The following is a 22,365-nucleotide window of genomic DNA, read 5'->3' as shown; positions in this document are numbered from 1 at the left end:
GGGCCTATTGCTCTCTTTCAACCTCCGTGCTATACTATTGCCCGGCATACTTTACGGGTGGTACCCCGGTTAACATGGTGTGAAGGTGCGGCCACGATGCCGGCGAGCGCCTTCACGTGAGGAGCCGGCATGCTCGAACGCCTACGCGCGCGATTGATCGGCAGTGTCCTTGTCTGGGATCTGATCGCAACACTGCTCTGCCTCGTCCTCGTCATTGGGGTCACGTCGGAACCTCCGCTTCACCAGTGGCCGCTCTACGGTGGCGTTGCCTTTATCTGGACGCTGGTCTTCATCATTCTGGCACCACAACGAGCAATCTTCACCCGCACCCTGCTCGAAGCCATTACCCGCCTCTTCCTTGCAGTATTACTGGCCGCAACGTCATTCGCCGGTTGGCTCTACCTTATTAACGGCAATTTGCTCGATCGCGGCTCCTTCCTCCGCTTTGTGGCACTTAATCTGGGGGTGTTAAGCGCGATCCATCTCGGCTTCCGCACCCTGACCCATTGGCAGCAGGCCCGTGGCGGCGGGCGACACGTCCTTGTGGTCGGCGATGCTCACGCCGCTGCCCGGCTCGCTGACGAGTTTCGCCGCCGCCCATGGACGGGCGTACAGATCGTTGGCTACGTATCAGATGAACGTGATACACCAACGACTCTATCTTGGCTCGGTAGTGTATCCGATCTCGTCCGCCTCGTGCGACAACACCACATTGATGAAGTCATTTTTGCCTTGCCCCCTTCACGACACACTCAGGTGGTTGAGCTATCGCTCCAACTCATTAGTGAGCCGGTGATGCTGCATATGGTACCCACCGCCCTCGACCTTGCCTTTGCCCGCACGCCGGTTGACAACGTTGGCGGCATCCCGCTCGTATCACTACGCGAGTCGGCGTTGACCCCCACGCAACGCTTGACTAAGCGACTATTCGATATTGTGGTGAGTCTCATTCTGCTGGTCCTCCTTTCACCGATTATGGCGTTAATCGCACTTTTGATTAAACTCGAATCACCCGGCCCGGTGATTTTCAAGCAAGAGCGAATTGGCGAGCATGGCCGTCGCTTTCAGATGTTTAAATTTCGCAGTATGTATATTGATGCCGACCGGCGCTGGCACGAGGTTGCTAAACGTGATGAAACAACCGGCAAATTACTTCACAAGCAGAAAGATGATCCGCGGGTGACGCGCGTCGGCCGGAAGTTGCGCCGCACCTCGCTCGATGAACTGCCGCAATTGTTTAATGTGCTGCGCGGCGAGATGAGCCTAGTTGGGCCGCGCCCAGAGATGCCGTATATCGCGGCGGAATACGAGCCGTGGCAGTGGCAACGCTTCCGTGTTCCCCCCGGTATAACCGGCTGGTGGCAGGTGAACGGGCGCAGCGAGAAGCCGATGCATCTGCATACCGAAGACGATCTGTACTATATCCAGAATTATTCATTCTGGCTTGATTTGCGCATTCTCGCCAAAACGCTGATCGTTGTCTGGCAGGGTCATGGCGCGTACTGAGGCAATAAAGCCAGCATTTCCTGCATTCGCCTCCAACCGGCTGCACCTGTTCATCCAGTTTGCTGCTGAATGGCGGATCATTCGCTGGTTGGCGCCGTTGGTGTTGCTGCATTCCCTCATTTATGTCTTTCTGGTGCCGCCGTGGCAACACTACGACGAACCCGGTCATTTTCTGTACGCCGCATACATTGTGCATGGTGGCACCAGCGCGCCGGATAACCTCGCCATTGCACGTGAAGTGGCCGACTCGATGTACCGTCACCACTTCTGGCCGCCCGATGTGCGTCCCGATCTGCTCAGTCCACGGCCACCGGGCATCCCTACTGACCAACGCCATCACCCACCGCTGTACTACGTCGTAATGGCGAGTATCATCGGCCCACTGCGCTACCTACCGGTCGAGATCCAACTCTACGCCGGTCGAATTGTGAGCGCCTTTCTCATGACACTGACGGTATTGGCTATCTGGCGCACAGCTCAGACAATAATACCTGATGAACCGCGAATGGCGCTCGTGCTGGCAGCCACGGTGGCGTTGACGCCAGCGTTTGCCGATCTGATGAGCGCATTCAGTAGCGATGTGCTGATGAACTTCGCGGCGGCCACGGCCTTTTTGGGGATGGCGATGCTCTTACGTAACGGTTGGCGGCCAACCGGTGTGGTGCTGGCAATGCTAGGCACAACCGTGGCCGTATTAACCAAACGTACCGCTGCACCAATCGTTCTCCCGCTCGTGCTCGTACTGATCTGGACAGCGTACCGGCATCCGATCCGCTGGTGGATATATCTGGTTGGCGGCAGTGTCATGACCAGCATCATCATGGTCAGTAGTTTTACCTTCGATGCGAATGGTCTCCAACCACGCCCGTGGGTTGCACTGCTCGAGCGCGAGTATATCCGAGTCCAAATTGTGCCGTGGCTCGCCTCGTGGGCCGATTGGGAACGCGCATGGCCGTGGTATTGGTTGACACTGGAAGTAGCGCACAACCACTTTTGGGCACGGTTGGCGTGGGGGCATATTGCAGTTTGGTCACCAGTTGCCGATTGGCTCTTTGCCGGCTTGAGCATTGCAGCCATCATTGGCCTGCTGCGCGGCGCGTGTACGTGGCCGGCGACCCTATCACGCTGGCAACAGCGCTGGATTTGGCTCTGTCTCATCGCAGTCATCGTGGCATGGGTGGCGCTGTTTGGCCGGTTGCATCCGTTACCGATAGAAGGCCGGCCGCATATTCCGCGTGGTCGGTACTTGTATTGGGCGATCGTACCAACCATCTGGTTGGTCGGGTTAGGATGGCAACAGCTCTGGCCGGAACGGTGGCGCCCATACACGCCCTACATCTTGCTGGCCATTGTGGCTATCTGCGATGGAGCGGCGCTGATTGCGATCATATTCTTCTACTACAATTGACGAATAAAGTCACTGTCTGCTACAATCACTTTGGTATCTCAAGCAAGTTCAACAGGCGACTCGATGGAAGACGAAATCGATCTGAAACCATATCTACGAGCGCTTTTACGCCGTTGGTGGATCATTATCGGCGTAGCAGTGGGGTTAGCGATCATTGTGGCTGTAACGGCAATTCTGCGGACACCGCCCTATACCGCTAGCTCCTCACTGTTGATTGTGCCGGCCAGCGCGCAAGTGACGCTTGATTCTCGTTTTACCAGCCGCGACTCAATGCTGTTTACCACCACGGTGAACCAGCGTGAAGCGTTGCTCGCTCTGACGCGTGATGCAACCCTTGAAGAACAGGTAGCAACCACGTTGGCGATTGACTATCGACCCGGCGAGTTAGTGAACCGAATCGCGATTGATACGAACGGTGATCTGGTGCGGATCACAGCTCGCGCTGAGACGAGCGCCGAAGCGGAGCGGTTGGCAACGGCATGGGCAAAAGAATACGCCCGACTGGTTACCGAAACGTACACCCGTGATACAGCATCGCTCGCGCTGGTTGAACAGCAGTTAGCCGAAGCACAGATGCGGTATCAAGCGGCCCAAGCAGCGCTGGAAGCATTTATTGCCCAAGGCGAAATCACCACAGCCGATCAAGAAGTACGGCGACTGAGTGATTTGGTCAATAGCACTCGCTCGGCAGGGACCAATCGGTTTGCCGAGTATTTACGGCGGAGCAATGATTTAGAGCAGATCCTGCGTGATGCCCGCTTGCTGCGCGAACGACTGAACGGGCAAGCGGGTGATGAAGCCGATACTGCTGATGCTATCGCCGCACTGTTACTGAGAATTCGTAATTTAAGTGATCGGAGCGGTGACCGACCAATCTTACAACTCGATAGTTCGCTGACGAACAACACGACCGTGACGGCACTAGAGCTTGACCGGTTGATTGCTGCGCTTGAAGCGGAACAACGTGCTGTACGGCTTGAAGCAGAACGCTTGAGCAAGGTAGCACTTGAAGAACTCAGTCCAGCCGCAAGCAAACTCCTCGTCGAACGGTTCAATGCGGCACAGGCCCGTTATGAGCAATTGGCCGCTCGCCAACGTGAATTGACCCGTACGCGTGATCAGGCGTTCAATCTGGTCGAAATTTTAATGCGGCGGATTGACGAGCTACGGGTTGCCGATGCCGCACCGCAAGTGACAGTACGTTATCTAGGTACCGTCACCAATCCGGGAGTGACAATTGGCCGGCAAGCACTGACCCAAGCCGCAGTTGCCGCGCTGGCCGGAGTGGTGCTGGCGGCGGCGGTCATTGTGGCAATGGAAGCGATGGCACTGGCTCGGCGTGAGAAATCTCCGCAACTGAAACCCACCGGTGATTAAGCACACGGTACGCTGAAGCGAGCCAACCAGCAATCGTGCTGCGACGTAACGAATGTAACGAATAGTATCTTCTGATGAAACAACCGCTCATTTCCGTTATCATTCCCTGTTATAACGAAGCTGCCACGCTGCCAGCCATTCTGGCCCAAGTCGAAGCCGTTGAACTCGACAAAGAGATTATTGTGGTCGATGACCATTCGACCGATGACACGCCAACGATCCTTGCTGAGCTAGCCCGCAACCGTCCATACCTCACGGTCATTCGCCACCCACAGAACCGTGGCAAGGGGGCAGCGGTACGCAGCGGCTTAGCCCATGCCCGCGGCGAGATTACGATTATTCAGGATGCCGATCTGGAATATGACCCGCAAGACTACTACGAACTGGTGAAACCGATCGCGAACCGGCGCGTTGATGTCGTCTTCGGCAGCCGATTTCTTGGCCGCCACACCGGAATGTATTTTTGGAATGCGATCGGCAACAAGTTCCTCACCTTTTTGACGAATTTTCTCTTCAACTGCTGGATCTCTGACATGGAGACCTGCTATAAGGTGGTGCGCACCGACATTTTGCGTGATTTACGGCTTGAGAGCAACGATTTTCGCATCGAGCCGGAAATTGCCGCCAAGGTGTTGCGGCGCGGCTACCGGATTTACGAAGTGCCGGTGAGTTATCTGGGCCGCACTTACGAAGAAGGCAAGAAAATGAAGCCGATTCAAGGGTTTTACGCCATCTTTGCCCTGTTGAAATATCGGTTGTGGGCTTGAGCAGCAGGCGACATTGGGTCATCACTGCGGTAATACTTGTGCAATCAGATAATTTGTGATACAACACTCAGAGAAGGCAGGCGTTGGGCCTGCTGCCATTCCGCGGAGGGGCGGGCGGCGCGGGAAGTTCCCGGCACGCTCGCTTTTCGTTCGCCACGAGGAGCGCATGCGAGTTGCGATGCTGAGTGTCCATAGTAGCCCGCTGGCCCGATTGGGCGGCAAAGAGGCGGGCGGGATGAATGTGTATGTGCGTGAATTGGCCCGTGAACTGGGCCAACGCGGGATATTTGTCGATATCTTTACCCGCAGCCAAGATCACACGATGCCAACCGTTACGCCGATCGGCCGAGGAGTGCGCGTGATTAGTCTACACGCCGGCCCAGCAGCGCCTTACGACAAGAATCTGCTCTTGACCTACTTACCAGAGTTCGTCAACCGCGTGCGGTGTTTTGCCGATGGTGAAGATCTAAGCTACGATCTGATCCATAGTCACTATTGGTTGTCAGGGGAAGCAGCGCTCCGCTTACGGCGGGTCTGGCGCGCACCAGTGGTCCAGATGTTCCATACGCTAGGTGCAATGAAGAACCGGGTAGCCCGCTCGGATGAAGAGGTTGAAACGAACCGGCGGATCGCGATCGAGCGTCGGTTGCTGCGAGAAGTCGATGCAGTGGTCGCCGCTACCCCGCTTGATCGAGCGCAGATGGTGTGGCATTATGGCGCCGATGCAAGCCGAATCCGAGTGATTCCGTGCGGTGTAGATCTACGTCGGTTCCAACCGGGCGACCGCACAACGGCGCGCACCGAGCTGGGGATGGCCCACGACGCAATCATACTGGTTTGTGTCGGAAGGATGGAGCCATTGAAAGGTATGGATGCACTCATCCGAGCAGCAGCTCGGTTGAGTACCCGCCATCCCGACTGGCGCGAGCGCTTGCAGGTGGTGTTGGTGGGCGGCGATAGCGAGACGCAAACAGAACGTTGGAACAGTGAACAGCGCCGGCTTGATGCCTTGCGCCGCGAGCTGGGCATAGTGAGGCAGGTGCGCTTTGTCGGCGCGCAACCACAAGAGCAGTTGCCGTTGTACTATGCCGCTGCTGATGTGGTGGCCGCCCCTTCACACTACGAGTCGTTTGGGCTAGCAGCACTGGAAGCGCTAGCTTGCGGTGCGGCAGTAGTCGCCTCCAATGTCGGCGGGTTGGCGCTCACGATCGAGGATCGACGCAGCGGCTTACTGGTACCACCTGATGATGATGCGGCACTAGCCGCACAGATCGAGCGCATCTTAACGGACTCAGCATTGGCCGCGCAACTACGTGCGGCGGCGGTGCAACGCGCGGCTGAGTATGGCTGGCCGACAATTGCTCGGCGTATTACTGCGCTCTACGATGAGCTGATGCTGGCACATGCGGCGATCTGGTCGGCTCAGCGATTGGTGCGAGTATCGTGAATCGAACACGGGCATTGATCATTGTCGGTCTGCTCTACTTGGGTGTTGGGTGGATCTTGTCGGCAATTGGACCGAGTCTACCCGGCTTGGCAACACAAGTTGGACGGGCAGTGACCGATCTTGGAGCGGTGTTTACCGCCTTTTCGCTCGGTGGCGTGCTGGCGTCAGTTGGCGTAGGAGCGGCTATCGGGCGGTGGGGCATGCGCGCAGTGATTGCGTTGGGCGCAGCCTGTATGAGCGGCGGAATGCTCATTGCCGGATTAAGCCCATTCCTGTTTGGGATGCTCGCCGGCACGCTGATTGCCGGTTTCGGGTATGGCGGGATGCTGGCCGGGGGCAACCTGCTGGTTGCCCGCTTGTACCAAGGCGGCGCTAGCGCACTCAATGCGCTGAACCTCTTTTTCAGCGTTGGCTCAATCGGCGGGCCGTTGATTGTGGCGGCAATGATTACCTTCTTTGACCGACCACAAGCGGCGATCTGGATCGGGGCGTTGTTGATGGGTGTGTTGGTATGGCCCGCGTTGTCGCTGCAAGAACCAACGCAAGCGCCGGCAGCGCAGATGAATGGCGCCCCCCGTTGGTTGGCGGCAGTGATGTTTGGTATCCTGATGTTTACCTATATCGGCACCGAGATCGGGATCGGCGGTTGGATCGCGTTGATCCTCGAGCGTGGCGCCGGCTTAGCAGCACCAATCGCGGCATTGAGCACTAGCCTGTTTTGGGGCATGTTGACCGGTGGCCGCTTGGTGGCGACGATTTGGGGCGACCGGTTGGGGCCATTGCGCTTGCTTTTGCTCTGCTTGAGCGGGCTGGGGCTGGGTGGTGCATTGTTGTTCATTGGCACAGCCCAACCTGAGCTAGCACTGGCAGCAGTGGCGCTCATGGGTATGGCCTGCGGTCCCATCTTCCCGACCACCATGTTAATGATCACGCGAGCAGCCGGACGGAGCGGTGCAGCGTTGAGCGTAGCGTTGACGATCGGCACCGGTGGTGGTTTGTTTCTGCCGGCGCTGTTTGGGTTGCTGATCGGCTGGTTTGGCCCGCCGGTCGGGGCGCTGCTGGTCGTGATTGACGCGACGTTGATGGTGGTCATGTTGGTGGTGGCCCGGCATGGGATGAGCCGTCCGCCAGCGATGGCCAAATCGCCGGCCTGATGGCATAGGGGAGCGGCGCACAGATGGGCGCCTCACGAACAGTGTCAAGACCATGATTGCCATCGATCTAAATTGCGATTGCGGCGAGAGTTACGGCGCGTTTCAGGTGGGTGATGACGAAGGGATTCTGCCCTTTGTCAGTTCGGCAAACGTGGCGTGCGGCGGACATGCTGGCGATCCCGTCGTGATGCGCCACACAGTGCGGCGCTGTCGCGAGTTGGGAGTAGCAGTCGGCGCACACCCTAGCTATCCCGATCTGTACGGGTTTGGCCGACGCGTATTACCGCTATCGCCAGACGAAATCGAGGATTGGATACTAGCTCAAATCGGCGCGCTGGCCGCGATTGCCCGCGCCGAGGGGGTCGAATTGCGCCATGTCAAACCACATGGCGCGCTCTATAATGTCGCCGTGCGTGATCACGCCGTCGCCGCGGCCATTGCCCGCGCTGTCGCCGCGTTTAGCCGCGAGGTGGCGCTGGTGGGCTTAGCCGGATCGGCACTGATCGCAGCTGGGGTTGAGGCTGGGCTGCCAGTACTGGCCGAAGCCTTTGCCGATCGAGCCTACGAAGCTGATGGCCAACTGCGTGACCGGCGACACCCCGATGCGCTGATCGTCGATCCGGCAGCGTGTGTGGCCCAGACACTCAGGATTGTCCGCGATGGTATCGTGCTCGCGGTCGATGGCACGCCGGTTCGGTTACGCGCTGACACCATTTGTATCCACGGCGATACGCCGGGAGCGGCAACGCGAGCGGCAGTGTTGCGACAAGGATTGGCAGCGGCAGGAATTACGGTGCGGGCGCCGGAGCGATGAGCGGGCGGATTGACTTGATGGGCGAAGCGGCGCTACTGGTGCGCTGGCCGGCAGAGCTAGCTGCGGCAGGCGCACCACTAGCGGCAATGACTGACCTGCAACGCGATCCGCTGCCGGGGGTAATCGATCTAGTGCCGGCGATCGATTCGCTGCTGGTGTGTTTTGATCCGCTCACAATCGATCGCACCCAGCTCACGGATCGTTTACATACGCTTGCAACGCATCCACCACTCACTGCATTGCCAACAGGACGCGAATTGGTGATCTCGGTGCATTACGGCGGTATCGATGGTCCCGATTTGGATGAAGTGGCCGCACAGGTTGGGCTGTCGCCGCAGGAAGTGATTGACCTTCACACCACAACCGAGCAGCAGGTGTTGATGATCGGCTTTGCGCCGGGCTTCCCGTATCTTGGCTGGTTACCGCTGGTGCTACACCTTCCTCGCCGGGCCACACCACGAGTCGCAGTACCGGCCGGTTCGGTGGCAATTGCCGCCGGGATGACCGGTATCTACCCAACAACCTTGCCCGGCGGCTGGCATGTGATCGGTCGCACCGACGTTACACTGTTTGATCCGGCGGCAGATCCGCCAGCCTTGTTGCAGCCGGGTGATCGGGTGCGGTTTGTGAACGCAGAGACGCAACGGCGATAAATACAACGGCGCAAAGGGCGCCAAATTTGGGGGAGCGGATAGATATAGATGTTTCTGATCTGCGAACATTCCGTCTCAACCTGTGTTGATACGTTTTATCCGAACCGGACACTCATGTGGCTACCTTTCTCGACATCATTGCCCCCGGGCCACTCATGACCATTCAAGACGGAGGCCGGCCTGCCGCGCGGCGGTACGGGGTGCCAGCGGGAGGAGCGATGGATCGGTTTGCGCTAGCGGTGGCCAACCGTTTGGCGGGGAACCGACCAGACGCGCCGGCGCTGGAACTAACAGCCGGCGGCGTGCAGATCCGGTTTGGCGCGCCAATGCTGATCGGGCTAGCCGGTGCCGATCTCCAAGCTTATCTCGATGATGCGCCGCTCGCCCCGTGGTGCAGCGCGATCGCGCCGGCAGGCAGTGTGTTACGGCTGCACGGACGACGGGACAATTGGGGCGGGCGGACGTATCTGGCGATCGCTGGCGAATTAACAGCAGAATGGGCAGTTGGCGGCGCGGGCACATGTCTGGCCGGCGGTTTCGGCGGTTATCAGGGGCGCGCATTGCGAGCCGGCGACCGGATTACCGTGGAGCCTCGCTCATTCACCGCCGCCGATGGCATGCGGTGGTGGCCAGTCGAACGCAGACCAGCATACTGCGCGCAGCCGCACTTGCGCGTCTTACCCGGCCCGCAGCATACCATGCTGCCGGAGGCATGGGAACAGTTGCTGAAGACGACGTTTCAGGTCGATCAGGCGGCCAGCCGGCAGGGGTATCGCTTGGCCGGGGCAACGTTGCCCACTCATCAGCTCTCGCTACCGTCGTTTGGCGTCGTACCGGGTGCGATCCAAATACCGCCCGATGGCCAGCCGATTCTGTTGCTGGCTGACGCCCAAACCACTGGCGGCTACCCGGTGATTGCCGTCGTGATCGGGGCCGATCTGCCACTAGCGGCCCAACTCTTGCCCGGCGACCGGCTCGCATTTGTTGCCACTGATCTAGCAACAGCACACGCGGCGCTAGCCGAGCAGGCGGCATGGCTTGCCACCGGCCCGGAGGATGACGAGAGCGGCGAGCTGTTGGCCCAAGCCGGCGCAATCGGGTAGACCGGTCACGCCATTATCGCAATCATTGCATTGCTCAGCACCAGCACTAACACGACAGCCGATGCAGCCGGCCCTGCCCAGCGATTGAGGCGAGCAAAGGGATTACGTGCTCCGAAGAGAAGGTGTGTCACTACGGCTGTCACCAGCCCAAGGAATGGATGCAAGATAAATGGAAAGCTGAGAAAATACGAGATACCGGTAAAGATACCAACAAGCCAATAGATTAACCCTAGCGTGGCTTGGATGTCGATCAAGACGGGAAAGATCCGCGCCACCGGGCTACGCGGCGCGTTAGGCCGGTAGGTAAAGGCAAGGTAGAAGGCAGCAGCAACGATCAAGACCGACAACACCTCACGGCCAAAGATAGCGTGAACGTTACGAATTGTAATGAAGATTGGATCCATGATGCGGCTCCCTTATCATTAAACAGCGATAGCCACGACAAACCAACCAGCGCAGCGGCATAATCCGCTGCTAAGAACTGAACACCTTGGTTCACTACGTTCATCGTACAAATTTTCACAAGAGCTGTCAAATCGGCTCATTCTGACGAATGCGGCGGTAGAGGGCCTCAGTTTCGGGCAGCGGTTCTATCCCCAACTCTTCGCGCAACGCCTGCACACAGCGGGTATACGAACGCATCGCCTGCGAACGGCTACCGGCGCGGGCGTGAGCACGCATCAGCAACTGGTAAGCCTCTTCGTAGCAACGGTCGCGGCGCAACACCTGCTCGGCAATCTGGATCGCCTCGTTGTGGCGACCTTCGGCGCTCAGTTGTTCGGCGTAGGAAACAGCCGTCGCCAAATAACGCGCCAACAAGCGCTCACGCTCTTCAATCGTCCACGAATCGTAAAGCGATTCGGCAAGGTAATCGCCACGGTAGAGTTGAAGCGCAGCCTGTGCGCTGCGGCGAGCAAAATCGGGATCGGTTGTGGTTTGGGCGCCGCTGGCGCGCAATTCAAACTCATCAACATCGATCCATGCACCGAACGAGGGGGCAAAGCTATAGGCCAACCCTTGCCGGCGAATGAAGAACGGCGGCACCCGCGGCGGGCGATGGGGTTCGAGGGCCGCATTGAGCGTATTCAGCGTCACTTTAAACTGGCGCTCAGCGGCTTCGAGATCGGCATCAGGCCACAGCCATGCGCAAATCTGCTCACGCTGCACCCAATTCCCACGCATCGTCAACAGTAACTGAAAGAGCTGGCGGGCCTTTTCGCGTTGCCACTCGCGGGCTTGAATCTCTTGATTACCGCGCCACACCCGAAACGCACCCAGCATCTGCACGCGCAGGGTAAAGCCGGGATGATAATCATCAACCGTATCATCGGCGGCGATTGAGGGGAAACCCTGCCGGAGCAAGCGCATTGCAGTCTCGCGATGAGCCGGCATTGTACGCGCGCGCAACAGCAACGGCACCAATGCAGCAATATCACGCGGGCCAAACAGACTCGGGCCGATCAACACATTCTCATACCCATGTTCCACCGCCTCGCGCATCACCTGATCTATCAGCGGATCAACGCTCGCACCCCGGCCAGCGCGCAACGCAGCCAACGCACGCCACAGATGGACGAGGAACAGACCGAAGGTATCGTGGCCGGCTTGAAAGCGTTGCTCGGCCTGATCAAGCCATTCGTAACCGCGCGGATCATCTGCAACCAGTGTCACACTCCCCAACGCAAGCAGCATCAACGCCGCCACCCATTCATCGCCCGATGAAGCGGCCAGTAACAATCCTTCGCGGGCATCGGCTTCGGCCCGCGCCAAATCGCCGGCATGGCCGTGGAGCAAGGTCAAGCCAAGGTAGCCTTCAGCGCGGGTGCGAGGCACTGTCACCTGTTGCAGCAAACGCAAGCCGCGGCTGTAATGTTGGCGCGCAGCGTTATCGTCGCCGCGAGCGATCAATTGATAGGCATGGCCAAGGCGCAATTCTGCTAGCGCTTCGGTCACAAGGTTGCTGCTCTGCTGAGCTTCGAGCAACATACGGTGGGCGAATGCTAGCGCCTGCGGGCCGACGCCAAGCATCGCATTGATCAGCGCCAGCAATAAGAGCGGTTCACGATGAGCGGTAGCGCGGGTAAACGGGTGTTCTGACCAGAGCCGTTCTTCGAGCAATTGGCGCGCTTCCTGCAACCGGCCAGCGCGCAGCAACAGGCGTGGCCGCAACGTTTCAGCGTGCGCAGCGTACAGATGCTCCAGACCATGCGCCATTGCCAGCTTACGCGCCGTCTGTTCAAGCCGCAGCCCAATATCAGCTCGACCACGATTCGCCCAATTCTCGGCCTGCATCAACAGCAGCTCGATCCGTTCTTCACCGCAATGGCGGGGAAGCAGTTTAAGCGCGCGGCGGAGCAAATCGGTCGCCGGCGCGGGTTGGACGGTATCGAGGTAGATCGACGCTTGGCCACGCAGACAGCGTGATTGGCCAAGACGATCGTTCTGGGCGGCAAAGGCGCGTTCCGCGCGCCGATAGGCGGCGAGCGCCGCCTCGAGGCGGTTAAGTTGATGGAGCGCAGCGGCCTGTATCTCAACCAATTCCGGCGCTTCATCGCTCGACAGCGCAAGCCGGCGCATCCAATCCAACACCGCCTCCGCCCGCCGCTCGGCGAGCAATGTCCGCGCAAGAGGGAGGAACGTGGACACAGCAGCCGGATCACCGGCAGCAATCTGATGGTACAGCGCACTCTCTCGATCGCCAGTGCGTTGAAAATAGGCTGCCGCTTGCCGGTGCAGCGTAGGCCACTCCGGATCAGCCGCGGCGCGGCGAGCCAGCCAAGCGGCAATAATTGGTTGAAAGCGCACCCCATGATCGCCGAAAGGTTCGACAAAAAGCCGGCGTCGGCGCAATTCAGCAATCAAGGCTGGGGCATTGAGCGCTGGATCAAGCGCCGAGCAAATACCGGGTTCGAGCCAACGCAGACCGGCGCTACGTTGGAGGCAGCGGCGCAACGGTGCGGGCAGCGGCGCCAACACCTCACGTTCCAGATATTCGTCAAGTGCTGGCGTGACGTGTTCGCGCAAACCCAACGAACTGCGCCAATCAGTGGCATCGAGCGCAATCCGTAGTGCCAGCGCCCAGCCAGCACTAAATGCAAGCAACTCATCGAAATCGGCTGGCAGCGTCCGTCCAGCCTGTTGCCAGAGGGCAGCAGCCTCATCAGACGTAAATGCCAATGCATCTGGCTCGACGAGCACCGCCTCACCACGGAGACGAGCGGTGGCGATCAGAGGCGAATCGGGTTCACGCCGTCCGGCCAAGACAAGATGCAACCGTGGCGGTTGGGCAACGATCAAGCGTTCGATCAGCGCACGCAAATCAGGGTGTTCATCGATCAGATGCGCATCATCGATAATCAGCAAGGTTTCATCATCGAGATCGCTAGTCAAGGCATTAATCAACGCATCGATTGTTGTCGGCGAGCGCTGAGTATCAAGGGGAGTCACACGACTTAGGGCTGCCGCGAGATGGCGCAAAAGGCGCGGAGGATCATCAGCGGCATCGGCACGGCACCACGCTGCTGGCCAGCCACCGTGAACAGCGAGTGCCGCTAGCGCGACCGTCTTGCCACTGCCGGGCGGCGCAACCACAATAGTCAACGGCGCATCAAGGGCTACCGCCAGCCGCTGCTCAACCCGTACCCGACGGACACGGTACAACGGGGCTGGCGGCGGCAGGAGCCGAGGCCGTAACAGGTATTCGTTATACTCATCTGTAACCGCTGGTGATACCATGAGGATGGCAGGGATCGTTAGTGCAATGCCTTGCATTGCCGTGATCATCATTAGGCAATGGACAGCATTGCCACTTCCATAACCGACAGATTCAACATTGCCTATTGTACACAGGGCCAGATACAATGCCAACGAACGAAGAACGCGAGCAACCCACGTCCAACCAGCCAATGCTGCCGGATTTGACCGATCCAATGTTCCAGTCGTTGCGAGCGTGGAACGAACTCCTCGCCGCCAGTACAGACATGGCCTTCGACATCGTCTTGAAAAACTGGGACTACAGTCGTAGTTTGCGCCATTCGACCGAGCAAGCAGTCGCCGACGCAATTCGCACCCAACAACGCTTGAGTCAAGAGATGATGCAGGCGTGGCAGGGCTACGTCGGCGACATTCAATCGATCATCGAACGCATGCGCAAATCGTAGTTCTTGCGCAGGTGATGGCTACATATACACACCGCCGTTAACGTTAATCTGCTGGCCGGTGATGTAGTCGCCATCGGCAGCCAAGAACACGACGGCCTTAGCAATCTCTTCGGGCAAGCCAAAGCGCCCCATTGGAATGCGGGCTTTGATCTGTTCTTGCACCTGTTCGGGCACTTTGGCCAGCATATCAGTGATGGTAAAGCCGGGTGCCAGCGCGTTGACCGTAATATTATGTTTCGCTAATTCAAGTGCTGCGGTCTTGGTGAAGGCAATAATACCGCCCTTTGACGCGGCGTAGTTGGCTTGGCCGAAATTACCGGCTTGCCCGACAAACGAGCTGATATTAATGATCCGCCCGTATTTGCGCTCGATCATGTGCGGCATCACGGCGGTGGTGCAGTAGTACACACTATTGAGGTTATTCTGGATCACGGTGCTCCAATCCTCATCGGTGAGCTTGCGTAAGGTGCGGTCGCGAGTGATACCGGCATTATTGACTAAAATATCAACGTGGCCCCACTGATCGAGCACCTGCTGCACCATCATACGCGCCTCATCAGCTCGGCTCACATTAGCCTGCACCGGCATCGCGTCACCACCAGATGATCGAATCGTATCCACCACTTCCTGCGCTGCGGCAGCGCTACTATTGTAATTAACCGCCACCTTAGCGCCCTCGGCGGCCAATGCCAGCGCAATAGCCCGCCCAATCCCGCGCGAAGCGCCGGTCACAATCGCGACCCGGCCAGCTAACTTGCCCATTGTTCTCTCCTACCAACCTTACACTTTGTTCCTTGAGCAGACGCCACGGCCCACACTATGGCGTCTGCTCGCAACGCACCTAATTGTAACGCAGTTACATACGCTCGAAGATCGCCGCAATCCCCTGTCCACCACCGATACACATCGTCACCAACGCATAGCGTCCACCGACACGATGCAACTCATAGATGGCTTTCACCGTCAGGATACAGCCGGTCGCGCCGATCGGATGGCCCAACGAGATACCACTCCCGTTAGGATTGGTACGATCCATAGGCAGACCCAGATCGCGAATCACGGCCAAGGCTTGGGCGGCGAAGGCTTCGTTCACCTCAAAGACATCGATATCATCAATCCGCAGACCAGTCCGCTCGAGCAGACGGCGCACCGCCGGCACCGGGCCAATACCCATATACTTCGGATCAACCGCGACGTTGCTGTAGCCCACCAAGCGTGCCATTGGCTTATAGCCACGCTGTTCGGCGGTGGCCCGATCCATCAACACCACGGCGGCAGCGGCATCATTAATGCTAGAGGCATTGCCAGCGGTAACTGTGCCATCCTTGAGGAACACTGGGCGCAGCTTGGCTAACTTATCGAGACTGGTATCGCGGCGCACGCCTTCATCAATAGTGAACTGCGCAGTACCGCCTTTGACCTTAACCTCGACCGGCACGATCTGCTCAGTAAAGCGCCCCTCTTCGATCGCGCGGGCCGCGCGCATATGACTCTCGTAGGCCAATTGATCTTGATCTTCGCGACTAATGCCCCACTTCGCTGCCACATTCTCGGCAGTCACTCCCATATGGCAATCATCGAACGGATCGTTCAGCGCGCCGACCATCATATCGACAGCCTTCGCGTCGTTCATTCGGGCGCCGAAGCGCATCGCCGGCAGGCTATACGGACTGCGACTCATACACTCGGAACCACCGGCAACGGCTGCATCAATATCGCCGAGCAAAATATACTGCGCCGCCGAAACAATCGCTTGCAGACCGCTTCCGCACAGCCGATTGAGAGTCAGCGCCGGCACTTCGACCGGTAAACCACCGCGTACCGCTGCATAGCGAGCCATATACATATCGTGCGGCTCGGTATTAATCACGTGGCCAAAGACAACATGCCCAATTTCCTCAGGCTGTACGCCAGCCCGCGCCACTGCCTCGCGGGTTACCAACGCCGCCAATTCAGTCGGGGGATGGTCTTTGAGACTGCCGCCGAATGTGCCAATGGCCGTGCGCACGCCACTGAGCACAACGACCTCGCGCTTTTCGCTCATGACGACCTCCTTGCGACGGATCGCCGGGCGACTCCGCCGGTTGCTACTAATCCAAGGAACAGCTACAATTATACCAGTTTCGATAACACAATCAGGGAAAAGAATTGACCATTTCAAAGAGATGTTGCATGGCGTAACCCGGCTGTAACTTCATGTGGTATATTTCACGCACTTCGATATGAAACTGTCCCTTATCAGCACACAGCAGGAGGCTGGGCATGGCCCTACGCAGCGAAGCGATAAGCAATGCAGCACTAAAAGATGGTCGGCAGGTGACAATTCGCCCGTTAGTCGAAAGCGATCGAGCGGCACTCGCCGATTTTGGGGTAAGTTTACCCAAAGACGATCTCCTCTACCTCGAAGAAGATTTCACCAATCCCGAAATTATTGCTCGCTTGGCTAACGCCTCGCACGCCGAGAATTGGCGGCAAATCATTGCACTGGCCGATGATGGTTCGATCGTGGCCTACACCTCAGCACGGCGTGTGCCCGGTTGGTCAAACCACGTTGCCGAATTACGCCTGATCGTGAAACCGGGGTGGCGTCGGAGCGGGTTGGGAACGCAGATGGCGCAAGCCATTGTGGAAGCGGCGCGTGAATTAGGTGCTCAGAAGGTAACAGTAGCAATGCTAGCCGCTCTGAAGGCTGGGCAAGCAATCTTTTCACGCTTAGGGTTCGCTGTCGAAGGGCAATTGGCACGCCACGCTATTGATCGCAACGGCGAGTTGCATGATGTGGTGATTATGTCAGCCTTCCTGCGCGTGTGATAGTGATATAAGGGGGCGGGACTCTATCACGTCTCGCCCCAATCAACATATTCTTGAAATACGTTATGCCGAACCCGCTACGCCATCTCCCCGAAGAAATCAAGCGACCGCTACGCAGTGTGCGCAATCGAGTCCAGCAGATTAGAAACCTCGTTATCGTGGCACAGGTCGCTTCTGCCCCGTTTGCCAACGCGAGTCGCGTGCATTTGCTCCTTACGGAAGATCGAAGCGCAAAGGCGCGATGTGCATTTATTGCGGTTCGTTAGAACGCCACCGCTTATTATGGTTATACCTCACCAAACGAACCAATCTTTTTGACGCACAACCCAAGAACGTTCTGCATGTCGCTCCTGAACCATGCTTTGAGCCGATCTTCCGGCGCCGGTTAGGCGCAGGCTACCTCACTGCGGATTTACTCGATCCCCACGTCATGGTCAAAATGGATATTACCAATATTCAATATCCTGATGAATATTTTGATGTTATTTTATGCAGCCATGTGCTCGAACACGTGCCTGATGATCGCAAAGCAATACGCGAGTTTTGGCGCACACTCAAGCCAACCGGTTGGGCGATCTTGTTGGTACCGATTATGGCTGAAACAACCTTTGAAGATCCCACGATCGTTGAACCAAAGGAACGACTGATTGCGTTTGGGCAAGAAGATCATGTGCGTAAGTATGGCCGCGATTATATCGATCGGTTATGCGAAGCCGGGTTTACCGTATCGGTCACAACAGTAACTGATATGGTTCCCGATCACGAGGCGGCGCTGCGGATGGGGTTGACCGCCGAGAGCGGCGAGATTTACTATTGCACGCGCTAAGAGCGGGACGGTATCCCACTCCTGTGAATTGACAACCCGCATTCTTTCCTGCTATACTTGCTTCAATTGCAGAACGCTGCACTCATCCAGAGCGGTGGAGGGACCGGCCCGATGAAACCGCGCCAACCCGGCGGATCAACGCCTGACGGGTGGCAACTCCGGCAGCACGAAGCTGGCAGATGAGAGGAGAGCGGCGTCTTCTCGCCCTCGGCAGAAGCGCGTCATCTGATCTCTCGTCGCCCCGATGAGAGGTTTTTTTATGCCCACTAACCAGTCTCCCGGCCTCAGTACGGCCGCCGTCCACGCTGGCGAACCGCGTCAGCGCGCGTTCGACGCGATCACGCCACCTATTGTGCAGAGTGCCACCTATACCTTCCGCGATAGCGCCGAGTTGATCGCCTTTCAGGCGGGTGAACGAGAGCGCGACGAGTATGGCCGGTATAGCAACCCGACCGTGCGCGCCGTTGAAGCTCGCCTCGCAGCGCTCGAGTCACCGGATGCTCCGGCAGCAGCATTGCTCTGCGCTTCCGGGATGAATGCGTTGACCACCGTGATGTTGGCGATGCTCCCTGCTGGCAGCCATGTCATCTTGACTGACGACGGCTATCGCCGTACTCGTCAGTTTATCAGCACGATGTTAGCCCGCCTCGGGGTAAGGCATACGGTGGTGGCAGCAGCCGATCCGGCAGCCATCGCCGCCGCGATTGAGCCGGGCCACACGCGCTTGATCGTTACCGAAGCGCCGACCAACCCCTATCTGCGGGTGATCGATCTGGCCGCAGTGGCGGCAATTGCCCGCGAACACCGGATCAAGACGGTGATCGATGCGACCTTCGCCACCCCCTACAACATGCACCCCCTCGCATACGGCATCGATCTCGTCGTACATAGCTGTAGCAAATATCTTGCCGGTCATAACGATCTGCTCGCCGGCGTTATCATTGGCCGTCCGTCGATCATCAGCGCCTTGCGCGAGACGCAAGGCATTCTCGGTGGAATCTGCGATCCACACGCGGCCTATTTGCTGGGCCGCGGCCTGAAAACGCTCGCCTTACGGATGGAGCGGCACAATCAGAATGGGCAGGCGGTGGCCGAATTTCTCGCCCGCCACCCGCGCGTGACCAAAGTGCATTATCCCGGCTTGCCCGATCACCCCGATCACGCCATTGCTCGCGCCCAAATGCGCGGGTTTGGCGGCGTGGTCTCATTCGAGGTGGTCGGCGATCTGCACAGTGCAATGACAGTCGTTGACCGATTGCGCTTGCCTTACATTGCCCCAAGCTTTGGCGGTGTGGAAAGTCTGGTTGAACAACCGGCGCTTATGAGTTACTATGAATTGAGTAGTGAAGAACGGCTGGCGGTGGGCATCCGCGACAATCTGATCCGGCTCTCATGCGGGATCGAAGATGCGAGCGACCTGATCGCCGATCTGCAACAAGCCCTTGCCGACGAATAGCTTATGCACTCCACCCTGCAACGCCGGCTAGCCGCCGGCCAGATTGTGGTCACCGGCGAGATTGCGCCGCCCAAGGGGGCGGCCCGCGCGCACCTTGAGACCCTCGCCACGAACATTCGCGATTATGTTGATGCGGTCAATCTGACCGACAACCAGCGTGGCATTGCCCGCATGTCGTCGTTGGGCGGCAGCGTGATCTTACAGCAACTCGGCATCGAGCCGATCATGCAGATGACCTGCCAGCACCGCAACCGGATTGCATTACAAGCTGATGCCTTGAGCGCTTCGGCGCTTGGGGTGCGGAACCTGTTAGCAATGACCGGCGATCATCCGCGCATCGGTGACCATCCCGACGCCAAGAATGTGCTCGACCTGAATTCGTTTCAACTGATCCGTATGCTGCGGACCCTGCGCGATCAGGCTACGTTTCAATCGGGTACACCACTCAAAGAAGCCCCCCACTTTTTTATCGGCAGCGTCGCTAACCCTAACGTCGAGCGAGCAGCACGACTAGAGAAGAAGATTGAAGCCGGCGCTGAATTTGTTCAGACCCAGTTAATCTTTGATGTAGCACGGTTTCGACACTGGATGGCCGATGTGCGCGCCGCTGGTCTGCATCAGCAGGCGTACATCCTAGCCGGAGTGATGATCTTGCGCCGTCCGCAGTCGGCAGTCTATTTGCGCGATAACTTGCCCGGTACACTCATGCCCGATACAGTGATCGAGCGGATGCAGCGCGCCACTGACAGCGAAGCTGAAGGCATTGCACTAGCGGCCGAACTGGTCAATGAATTACTGAGTATCGAAGGGGTGGCTGGTGTCCATATTATGTCGGTTGATTGGACTCGAGCAATCCCACGGGTGGTCGAGCAGGCCGGTTTGTTGCCGCGGCCGCCGGCGCCGGCGATTGCAGAGAATGTGCTATAACATATGGGAGGGACGATGCGTTGCATCGTCCTTAGTGTCTGAAGATAAGCGAGCAAATCAATGGCTATCATTCTCAAATCTCCAGCGCAGATAGAACTCTTGCGTGCCGCCGGCCAACTGGTGCGGCAGACGTTCAACGTATTGCGTGAGCATATCCGACCCGGCGTGACCACGGCTGAACTCGATGCAATTGCTGAAGAGTTTATCCGTTCTCACGGGGCTGAGCCGGTGTACAAAGGGTACGTCCCTGCCGGACGGCGTAACTATATCCCACCCTTCCCCGGCACGATCTGCGCCTCGATTAACGATGTGATCTGCCACGGCATTCCCAGCAAGCGCGACCGCTTACGCCAAGGCGACATTGTCGGAATTGACATTGGCCTGCGCCTAAACGGCTGGATCGGCGACGCCTGCGAAACCTTTGCCGTCGGCGAGGTCGATGACGAGACGCAGCGGTTACTCGATGTCACGCGCCGCTGTCTCGAACTAGGTATCGAGCAGGCACGAGTAGGTAATCCGCTGCGCGCGATTGGAGCGGCGATCCAGCGTTACGCTGAAGCCAATGGTTTTTCAGTCGTGCGCGAGTATACCGGGCACGGGTTGGGCCGTAATTTGCACGAAGAGCCGACGATTTTGCATTACGATGATCCCAACCAGACGCGGAAGATTGTCGCAGGAATGGTCTTTACCATCGAGCCGATGATTAATGCCGGTACAGCAACGACCAAGATCGATCGGGACGGCTGGACGGTACGCACCGCCGATGGCAAGCGTTCGGCCCAGTTTGAGCATACGTTGGCAATCTCTGACGAGGGGCCAATCATTCTCACCGCGTAGCCTAAGGGATGTTCAACGCAAAGGCACGACGGTCACAGAGCACGCAAAGGATCTTGTCGGCGGGGTAGAAGACCGCTTTGGATCGTTTCCAAACATCCTTGGCGGCTTTGCGTTCACCAACCTTTGCAGCTTTGCTCACGTTGCATCTCTACCAGAGGAGCGAATATGACTCCGGAAGAAGAATTGATCGCGGCCTTAGCGAACGATGACAAGGAGCGGGCGAAGACCATTGCCCGCGAATTACACGCGCGAGGGCTTGATATGAGCGCAATTGAGGCGGCCTTGGCGAAACAGCCGCACCTTGAAGAACAGCTCTGGGCTATCTTCAACGATGTCATCCCGATATCGCGGCGGGCATTGAAGCGGCGCGCGATCCGGGCGGCTGAAGAACGCGATTGGGGTGATTGGCAAGAAGGTCGTCGCCGCTAATCTCAATGCACGCGATACAGCACGATCGTCTGTGCGCCGCTTTCATCGCGCAGCATGATTTCGACTTGATCGGGCCGGACAATACCGCGTGAGAGGGGATCGTAGTTTGCAGCACCTTCAACGTAATAGTAGTAGATGCTACCCTCGTAGCGAAAACCGCGGATGTTGCTAGCCCGGATTGCTACACCCGGCTTTATTTCAATCAACGGGTCGAGGATCGCACCACTGAGCCGGCCCTTGATTTCATGGGTTAGCGGCGTTAAATCTGGTGTGGCAGCCAACGGGGTGCGTGATGGCGCAGCACTCAGCAACCAACCTAGCACGCTAACGAGCAAACACAGCTCGATGCCAACCATCAACAGAAAGAGGTTGAACCGCTGTGTGCCGAGAAACCGCTTGATTGTGATACGCTGCTCTGCGCTAACCGACACCATCGGCTTGATCATACCAATTCTCCAACGTAGTTGCTGCCAAATTGTCACCAGTGGCTGCGATGAAGAAGAGAGCGTAGGTATTGGTAGTTTAGCAAACTACTGTTACCAATGCCATAGGTCGCTGGTCATATTTCGCTGAGAAATATCAACGTATCTGAGAAGTTGTCGGCCGCAGGAGCCAAATCACCCTACCACTGAGAAACGCTGCAAGCGCAGATAAACACGGCGAGACACCACATTGCATTTACATTACGCT

21 protein-coding genes and 1 riboswitch are annotated in these 22,365 nt (G+C 58.0%); of the genes, 16 read left to right on the top strand and 5 right to left on the bottom strand.

The genetic code is table 11. The annotated features are described in order from the left end of the window. Window positions 1-129 precede the first annotated feature (129 nt). From Q1A00_RS04840 to Q1A00_RS04800, 9 genes are all read left to right on the top strand, one after another. The gene (locus Q1A00_RS04840; protein ID WP_299755509.1) at window positions 130-1,506 is read left to right on the top strand and encodes a sugar transferase; all 1,377 of its coding nucleotides are present in this window, start codon (window positions 130-132) and stop codon (window positions 1,504-1,506) included. Then, window positions 1,493-2,914, top strand: a complete 1,422-nt coding sequence (locus Q1A00_RS04835) for a glycosyltransferase family 39 protein (protein ID WP_299755508.1) — start codon at window positions 1,493-1,495, stop codon at window positions 2,912-2,914. Before Q1A00_RS04840 ends, Q1A00_RS04835 begins: the two co-directional genes overlap by 14 nt. A 63-nt stretch (window positions 2,915-2,977) precedes the next feature. Next, window positions 2,978-4,291: a Wzz/FepE/Etk N-terminal domain-containing protein gene (locus tag Q1A00_RS04830; protein ID WP_298482911.1), complete on the top strand. Its 1,314-nt coding sequence runs from the start codon at window positions 2,978-2,980 to the stop codon at window positions 4,289-4,291. Between the two features lie 74 nt (window positions 4,292-4,365). Next, entirely contained in the window at window positions 4,366-5,058 is a 693-nt protein-coding gene (locus Q1A00_RS04825; RefSeq protein ID WP_298482913.1) for a glycosyltransferase family 2 protein, read from the top strand. Window positions 5,059-5,224: 166 nt separating this feature from the next. Then, the gene (locus Q1A00_RS04820; RefSeq protein WP_298401704.1) at window positions 5,225-6,505 is read left to right on the top strand and encodes a glycosyltransferase; all 1,281 of its coding nucleotides are present in this window, start codon (window positions 5,225-5,227) and stop codon (window positions 6,503-6,505) included. Next, window positions 6,502-7,659, top strand: coding sequence for a sugar MFS transporter (locus Q1A00_RS04815; protein WP_298401702.1), 1,158 nt, complete (start codon window positions 6,502-6,504; stop codon window positions 7,657-7,659). The genes Q1A00_RS04820 and Q1A00_RS04815 overlap by 4 nt, the downstream gene beginning before the upstream one ends. A gap of 52 nt (window positions 7,660-7,711) precedes the next feature. Next, the gene (locus tag Q1A00_RS04810; RefSeq protein WP_298401700.1) at window positions 7,712-8,473 is read left to right on the top strand and encodes a LamB/YcsF family protein; all 762 of its coding nucleotides are present in this window, start codon (window positions 7,712-7,714) and stop codon (window positions 8,471-8,473) included. Continuing rightward, the gene (gene pxpB, locus Q1A00_RS04805; RefSeq protein ID WP_298401698.1) at window positions 8,470-9,126 is read left to right on the top strand and encodes a 5-oxoprolinase subunit PxpB; all 657 of its coding nucleotides are present in this window, start codon (window positions 8,470-8,472) and stop codon (window positions 9,124-9,126) included. The genes Q1A00_RS04810 and pxpB overlap by 4 nt, the downstream gene beginning before the upstream one ends. Window positions 9,127-9,242: 116 nt before the next feature. Continuing rightward, window positions 9,243-10,229, top strand: coding sequence for a biotin-dependent carboxyltransferase family protein (locus tag Q1A00_RS04800; protein WP_298401696.1), 987 nt, complete (start codon window positions 9,243-9,245; stop codon window positions 10,227-10,229). Window positions 10,230-10,234: 5 nt separating this feature from the next. On the opposite strand, the gene Q1A00_RS04795 is transcribed toward Q1A00_RS04800, so the two are convergent. Both Q1A00_RS04795 and Q1A00_RS04790 read right to left on the bottom strand, forming a co-directional pair. Continuing rightward, complete coding sequence (locus Q1A00_RS04795; RefSeq protein ID WP_298401694.1) at window positions 10,235-10,633, bottom strand: hypothetical protein; 399 nt, start codon at window positions 10,631-10,633, stop codon at window positions 10,235-10,237. Between the two features lie 127 nt (window positions 10,634-10,760). Then, window positions 10,761-14,000, bottom strand: coding sequence for a BTAD domain-containing putative transcriptional regulator (locus tag Q1A00_RS04790; protein ID WP_299755506.1), 3,240 nt, complete (start codon window positions 13,998-14,000; stop codon window positions 10,761-10,763). A gap of 89 nt (window positions 14,001-14,089) precedes the next feature. Here Q1A00_RS04790 and Q1A00_RS04785 point away from each other — a divergent pair, with 89 nt between their 5' ends. Then, entirely contained in the window at window positions 14,090-14,389 is a 300-nt protein-coding gene (locus Q1A00_RS04785) for a hypothetical protein (RefSeq protein ID WP_298401690.1), read from the top strand. An 18-nt stretch (window positions 14,390-14,407) separates the two neighbouring features. On the opposite strand, the gene fabG is transcribed toward Q1A00_RS04785, so the two are convergent. Together fabG and Q1A00_RS04775 are read right to left on the bottom strand one after the other, a co-directional pair. After that, on the bottom strand, window positions 14,408-15,151 hold the full coding sequence (gene fabG / locus Q1A00_RS04780; protein ID WP_298401688.1) for a 3-oxoacyl-[acyl-carrier-protein] reductase: 744 nt from the start codon (window positions 15,149-15,151) through the stop codon (window positions 14,408-14,410). Between the two features lie 94 nt (window positions 15,152-15,245). After that, a complete protein-coding gene (locus Q1A00_RS04775; RefSeq protein WP_299644898.1) occupies window positions 15,246-16,433 on the bottom strand; it encodes an acetyl-CoA C-acyltransferase family protein in 1,188 nt (395 codons plus the stop codon). Window positions 16,434-16,651: 218 nt separating this feature from the next. Here Q1A00_RS04775 and Q1A00_RS04770 point away from each other — a divergent pair, with 218 nt between their 5' ends. The 6 genes from Q1A00_RS04770 (at window position 16,652) to Q1A00_RS04745 (ending at window position 21,675) form a co-directional block, all read left to right on the top strand. After that, complete coding sequence (locus Q1A00_RS04770) at window positions 16,652-17,200, top strand: GNAT family N-acetyltransferase (protein ID WP_298401684.1); 549 nt, start codon at window positions 16,652-16,654, stop codon at window positions 17,198-17,200. Between the two features lie 241 nt (window positions 17,201-17,441). Further along, the gene (locus Q1A00_RS04765; protein WP_299755503.1) at window positions 17,442-18,026 is read left to right on the top strand and encodes a class I SAM-dependent methyltransferase; all 585 of its coding nucleotides are present in this window, start codon (window positions 17,442-17,444) and stop codon (window positions 18,024-18,026) included. A 79-nt stretch (window positions 18,027-18,105) separates the two neighbouring features. Further along, window positions 18,106-18,212, top strand: a riboswitch (SAM riboswitch). Window positions 18,213-18,285: 73 nt separating this feature from the next. Next, window positions 18,286-19,482 (top strand): aminotransferase class I/II-fold pyridoxal phosphate-dependent enzyme, encoded by a 1,197-nt coding sequence (locus Q1A00_RS04760; protein WP_298482917.1) that lies wholly within the window; start codon window positions 18,286-18,288, stop codon window positions 19,480-19,482. A gap of 3 nt (window positions 19,483-19,485) precedes the next feature. Further along, window positions 19,486-20,409, top strand: a complete 924-nt coding sequence (locus tag Q1A00_RS04755) for a methylenetetrahydrofolate reductase (protein ID WP_298401678.1) — start codon at window positions 19,486-19,488, stop codon at window positions 20,407-20,409. Between the two features lie 60 nt (window positions 20,410-20,469). Continuing rightward, window positions 20,470-21,246: a type I methionyl aminopeptidase gene (gene map, locus Q1A00_RS04750; protein WP_298401676.1), complete on the top strand. Its 777-nt coding sequence runs from the start codon at window positions 20,470-20,472 to the stop codon at window positions 21,244-21,246. Window positions 21,247-21,411: 165 nt separating this feature from the next. After that, on the top strand, window positions 21,412-21,675 hold the full coding sequence (locus Q1A00_RS04745; protein WP_298401674.1) for a hypothetical protein: 264 nt from the start codon (window positions 21,412-21,414) through the stop codon (window positions 21,673-21,675). A gap of 2 nt (window positions 21,676-21,677) precedes the next feature. Here the strand turns inward: Q1A00_RS04745 and Q1A00_RS04740 are convergent, their stop codons facing one another. Next, window positions 21,678-22,121 (bottom strand): hypothetical protein, encoded by a 444-nt coding sequence (locus Q1A00_RS04740; protein ID WP_298401672.1) that lies wholly within the window; start codon window positions 22,119-22,121, stop codon window positions 21,678-21,680. Window positions 22,122-22,365: the final 244 nt, after the last annotated feature.

Source organism: uncultured Chloroflexus sp. (genome assembly GCF_938091255.1).
GTDB lineage: Bacteria > Chloroflexota > Chloroflexia > Chloroflexales > Chloroflexaceae > Chloroflexus.
The sequence above is the reverse complement of the archived record's forward strand: the minus strand, read 5'-3'. Positions and strand labels throughout refer to the sequence as shown.

What these genes read in the sequence shown, in the direction of transcription:
- Q1A00_RS04840 (WP_299755509.1), top strand. Translation starts at nt 130, where the DNA reads ATGCTCGAACGCCTACGCGCGCGATTGATCGGCAGTGTCCTTGTCTGG.
- Q1A00_RS04835 (WP_299755508.1), top strand. Translation starts at nt 1,493, where the DNA reads ATGGCGCGTACTGAGGCAATAAAGCCAGCATTTCCTGCATTCGCCTCC.
- Q1A00_RS04830 (WP_298482911.1), top strand. Translation starts at nt 2,978, where the DNA reads ATGGAAGACGAAATCGATCTGAAACCATATCTACGAGCGCTTTTACGC.
- Q1A00_RS04825 (WP_298482913.1), top strand. Translation starts at nt 4,366, where the DNA reads ATGAAACAACCGCTCATTTCCGTTATCATTCCCTGTTATAACGAAGCT.
- Q1A00_RS04820 (WP_298401704.1), top strand. Translation starts at nt 5,225, where the DNA reads ATGCGAGTTGCGATGCTGAGTGTCCATAGTAGCCCGCTGGCCCGATTG.
- Q1A00_RS04810 (WP_298401700.1), top strand. Translation starts at nt 7,712, where the DNA reads ATGATTGCCATCGATCTAAATTGCGATTGCGGCGAGAGTTACGGCGCG.
- pxpB (WP_298401698.1), top strand. Translation starts at nt 8,470, where the DNA reads ATGAGCGGGCGGATTGACTTGATGGGCGAAGCGGCGCTACTGGTGCGC.
- Q1A00_RS04795 (WP_298401694.1), bottom strand. Translation starts at nt 10,633, where the DNA reads ATGGATCCAATCTTCATTACAATTCGTAACGTTCACGCTATCTTTGGC.
- Q1A00_RS04790 (WP_299755506.1), bottom strand. Translation starts at nt 14,000, where the DNA reads ATGCAAGGCATTGCACTAACGATCCCTGCCATCCTCATGGTATCACCA.
- Q1A00_RS04785 (WP_298401690.1), top strand. Translation starts at nt 14,090, where the DNA reads ATGCCAACGAACGAAGAACGCGAGCAACCCACGTCCAACCAGCCAATG.
- fabG (WP_298401688.1), bottom strand. Translation starts at nt 15,151, where the DNA reads ATGGGCAAGTTAGCTGGCCGGGTCGCGATTGTGACCGGCGCTTCGCGC.
- Q1A00_RS04775 (WP_299644898.1), bottom strand. Translation starts at nt 16,433, where the DNA reads ATGAGCGAAAAGCGCGAGGTCGTTGTGCTCAGTGGCGTGCGCACGGCC.
- Q1A00_RS04770 (WP_298401684.1), top strand. Translation starts at nt 16,652, where the DNA reads ATGGCCCTACGCAGCGAAGCGATAAGCAATGCAGCACTAAAAGATGGT.
- Q1A00_RS04765 (WP_299755503.1), top strand. Translation starts at nt 17,442, where the DNA reads ATGTGCATTTATTGCGGTTCGTTAGAACGCCACCGCTTATTATGGTTA.
- Q1A00_RS04760 (WP_298482917.1), top strand. Translation starts at nt 18,286, where the DNA reads ATGCCCACTAACCAGTCTCCCGGCCTCAGTACGGCCGCCGTCCACGCT.
- Q1A00_RS04755 (WP_298401678.1), top strand. Translation starts at nt 19,486, where the DNA reads ATGCACTCCACCCTGCAACGCCGGCTAGCCGCCGGCCAGATTGTGGTC.
- map (WP_298401676.1), top strand. Translation starts at nt 20,470, where the DNA reads ATGGCTATCATTCTCAAATCTCCAGCGCAGATAGAACTCTTGCGTGCC.
- Q1A00_RS04745 (WP_298401674.1), top strand. Translation starts at nt 21,412, where the DNA reads ATGACTCCGGAAGAAGAATTGATCGCGGCCTTAGCGAACGATGACAAG.
- Q1A00_RS04740 (WP_298401672.1), bottom strand. Translation starts at nt 22,121, where the DNA reads ATGATCAAGCCGATGGTGTCGGTTAGCGCAGAGCAGCGTATCACAATC.